The sequence below is a fragment of the Streptococcus sp. SS-4456 genome, from assembly GCF_036680365.1.
Lineage (GTDB): Bacteria > Bacillota > Bacilli > Lactobacillales > Streptococcaceae > Streptococcus.
Map to the genome: position 1 here is coordinate 1 of NZ_JAVIHI010000072.1, position 2883 is coordinate 2883.

Here is a 2883-nt window from a genome sequence, read left to right on the forward strand (position 1 = left end):
AAAATTCCTGTTTGGGCTAGCCCAAACAACTTAACCTCTGGAACTCTAGTTATCAATGAACTTGTTGCACTTGACTTGACAACGTGCGAATGAAAAAATAATTATTTTTTTCAAAAAAGTGTTGACAGGTGTCCATTCTCGTGTTATACTAGTTCTTGTGTTAAGCGGGGATGGCGGAATTGGCAGACGCGCAGGACTAAGGATCCTGTGACCGCTTTAGGTCGTGTGGGTTCAAGTCCCACTCTCCGCATAAGTGGACTAGCTAAGGCTGGTCCTTTTTGCATTTTTGGACTTGTAGTTGTTCATCATTTGTTATTTTGAATTTTGTTTTCATACTATGATGATGTTTTTAGTCTTCTTAGGAACGTTAATATACATTGGAAAATTTAAAAACAAGAAATACGAAGCAAGAGCATTTATATGGAGAGAAGCTATTTTATCATGAAACTTATGTGAAAATTTTCTCAAAACAGTATAGTTTCAACTAGCATTTTCAAAATAAAAATGGTAGAATAGAAGAGTATGAGGTGCAACCTCAAAAAATATTAGGAGGCTATCGAAATGCCATTAGTTTCAGCAGAAAAATTTGTCCAAGCAGCTCGTGACAACGGTTATGCAGTTGGTGGATTTAACACAAACAACCTTGAGTGGACTCAAGCTATCTTGCGTGCAGCAGAAGCAAAACAAGCTCCAGTTCTTATCCAAACTTCTATGGGTGCAGCTAAGTACATGGGTGGTTACAAAGTAGCTCGTAACTTGATTGCAAACTTGATTGAATCAATGAACATTACAGTTCCAGTTGCTATTCACCTTGACCACGGTCACTACGAAGATGCACTTGAGTGTATCGAAGTTGGTTACACTTCTATCATGTTTGATGGTTCACACCTTCCAGTAGAAGAAAACCTTGAAAAAGCAAAAGAAGTTGTAGAATTGGCACACGCTAAAGGTATCTCAGTTGAAGCTGAAGTTGGTACTATCGGTGGTGAAGAAGACGGTATCGTTGGTACTGGTGAATTGGCTCCAATCGAAGACGCAGTAGCAATGGTTGCAACTGGTATTGACTTCTTGGCAGCAGGTATCGGTAACATCCACGGTCCATACCCAGCAAACTGGGAAGGTCTTGACCTTGACCACTTGCGTAAATTGACTGAAGCTGTACCAGGTTTCCCAATCGTATTGCACGGTGGTTCAGGTATTCCAGATGCACAAATCCAAGAAGCAATCAAATTGGGTGTTGCTAAAGTTAACGTAAACACTGAGTGCCAAATCGCATTTGCAAACGCAACTCGTAAGTTTGCAGCGGCTTATGAAGCAAACGAAGCAGAATACGATAAGAAAAAACTCTTTGACCCACGTAAATTCTTGGCAGACGGCGTGAAAGCTATCCAAGCATCTGTTGAAGAGCGTATCGACGTATTCGGTTCAGCGAACAAAGCTTAATAATTCTGCGAAGAAATCTAAGATTTCAATCCAGTAAAACTTAAGATTTAAAAGAAGGATTTTGAATACGAATCCTTCTTTTTGATTTTCAAATCAGTTGCTTTAGAAAAGAGTAATTTCTATAAACTTTTGACGCAAGCCATTCTTTTTGGTATACTTGATTTTGAAAATCATTTTATTTTCTAAAAGGAGAAAGTATGACCAAACAAAGGATCAATACACTCGTTGGCTCAATTGGAGCCGTAATGGGAATTTTTGTCTTCCTAGCTTATATACCGCAAATCATTGCCAATATCAATGGTCAACAGGGACAACCTTGGCAACCGCTATTTGCAGCAGTTTCCTGCCTCATTTGGGTGGTTTATGGTTGGACAAAGGAGTCTAAAAAAGATTATATTTTAATCGCACCAAACTTGGCGGGAGTTGTGCTAGGGTTTGCGACATTTATCACATCACTGTAAGAGATATGAGTTGAGTGTTGAAAAAATGAAAATAATTCTTGCCAAGTCCAATCTTTTCTGTTAGAATAGTATGGTATGTGGTGCTAGCACATCCGATATATTTGATCAAATGAGGAGGAAGATACAATGGCTAAAGTATGTTATTTCACTGGTCGTAAGACTGTATCAGGTAACAACCGTTCACACGCTATGAACCAAACAAAACGCGCAGTTAAACCAAACCTTCAAAAAGTTACTGTTTTGATTGATGGCAAACCTAAAAAAGTTTGGGCTTCAGCTCGTGCTCTTAAATCAGGCAAAGTTGAGCGTGTATAATACGAAAGTCGTTAGAATAGTCTAGCGACTTTTTTTGTACCTGTAAATGAAAATAGTAAGTTGCTAGCTAGAAGTAGCTCTTCATTTTAGACATTTATAACATATCTGACAAACAAGAAATAATACTCAGCAAAAATTAAAAATAGCATGCAAGAACAATTACTATGTGTAAAATTTCAATATTTAAGTTCAGATTGGCGACTATCTGTACTCTGTTCAATAACTTCAAAATTGAAATATTCTGCATTCAATGTGATTGGTAGATAGCTTTCCTGATTTTAAATGAGTATGAACCGTCAGTTTCGCTTAAGTTTGTTCTTGTATACTGAATTCAAGCTAGAAATAGCGAATAACTTTTCTTTTACATATAATCTCGAGAGAACAGTGGCATGAAAAAAATATTTTAAAAGAGTTGACAAGAGCTGATGAAGATGATAGAATGATTGAGTTGTCTTTTAGGGAACCTGTTAACCGTTTGAAAAAAAGTTTCAAAAAGTAGTTGACAAGGTCAAATGAAGATGATAGAATAATTGAGTTGTCAAATCTGAAGCGACAGAACATGAAAAAGAAATTAAAAAAGTTTCAAAAAAGTGTTGACAATCAGTTGAAGAAATGATAAACTAAGATAGTTGTCGCGAGAGCGGCGAACAAGACCTTTGAAAAT

3 protein-coding genes and 1 tRNA gene are annotated in these 2883 nt (G+C 37.1%); all 4 read left to right on the forward strand.

All coding sequences use genetic code 11. The features are described 5' to 3' along the window. The first annotated feature begins 164 nt into the window (after nt 1–164). The 4 genes from RFK25_RS11310 to rpmB all read left to right on the forward strand — a co-directional run bounded on the left by RFK25_RS11310 (nt 165) and on the right by rpmB (nt 2219). Nucleotides 165–250 (forward strand) — tRNA-Leu (locus RFK25_RS11310). A gap of 311 nt (nt 251–561) precedes the next feature. Then, entirely contained in the window at nt 562–1443 is an 882-nt protein-coding gene (locus RFK25_RS11315; protein WP_332413525.1) for a class II fructose-bisphosphate aldolase, read from the forward strand. A gap of 197 nt (nt 1444–1640) precedes the next feature. After that, a complete protein-coding gene (locus RFK25_RS11320) occupies nt 1641–1904 on the forward strand; it encodes a SemiSWEET family transporter (RefSeq protein WP_332413527.1) in 264 nt (87 codons plus the stop codon). A gap of 126 nt (nt 1905–2030) precedes the next feature. Further along, on the forward strand, nt 2031–2219 hold the full coding sequence (rpmB, locus tag RFK25_RS11325) for a 50S ribosomal protein L28 (RefSeq protein WP_001140948.1): 189 nt from the start codon (nt 2031–2033) through the stop codon (nt 2217–2219). The last annotated feature ends 664 nt before the right edge of the window (nt 2220–2883 follow it).

Excerpts from the sequence above, each read along its gene's own strand:
- RFK25_RS11315 (WP_332413525.1), top strand. The coding sequence starts at position 562 with ATGCCATTAGTTTCAGCAGAAAAATTTGTCCAAGCAGCTCGTGACAAC.
- RFK25_RS11320 (WP_332413527.1), top strand. The coding sequence starts at position 1,641 with ATGACCAAACAAAGGATCAATACACTCGTTGGCTCAATTGGAGCCGTA.
- rpmB (WP_001140948.1), top strand. The coding sequence starts at position 2,031 with ATGGCTAAAGTATGTTATTTCACTGGTCGTAAGACTGTATCAGGTAAC.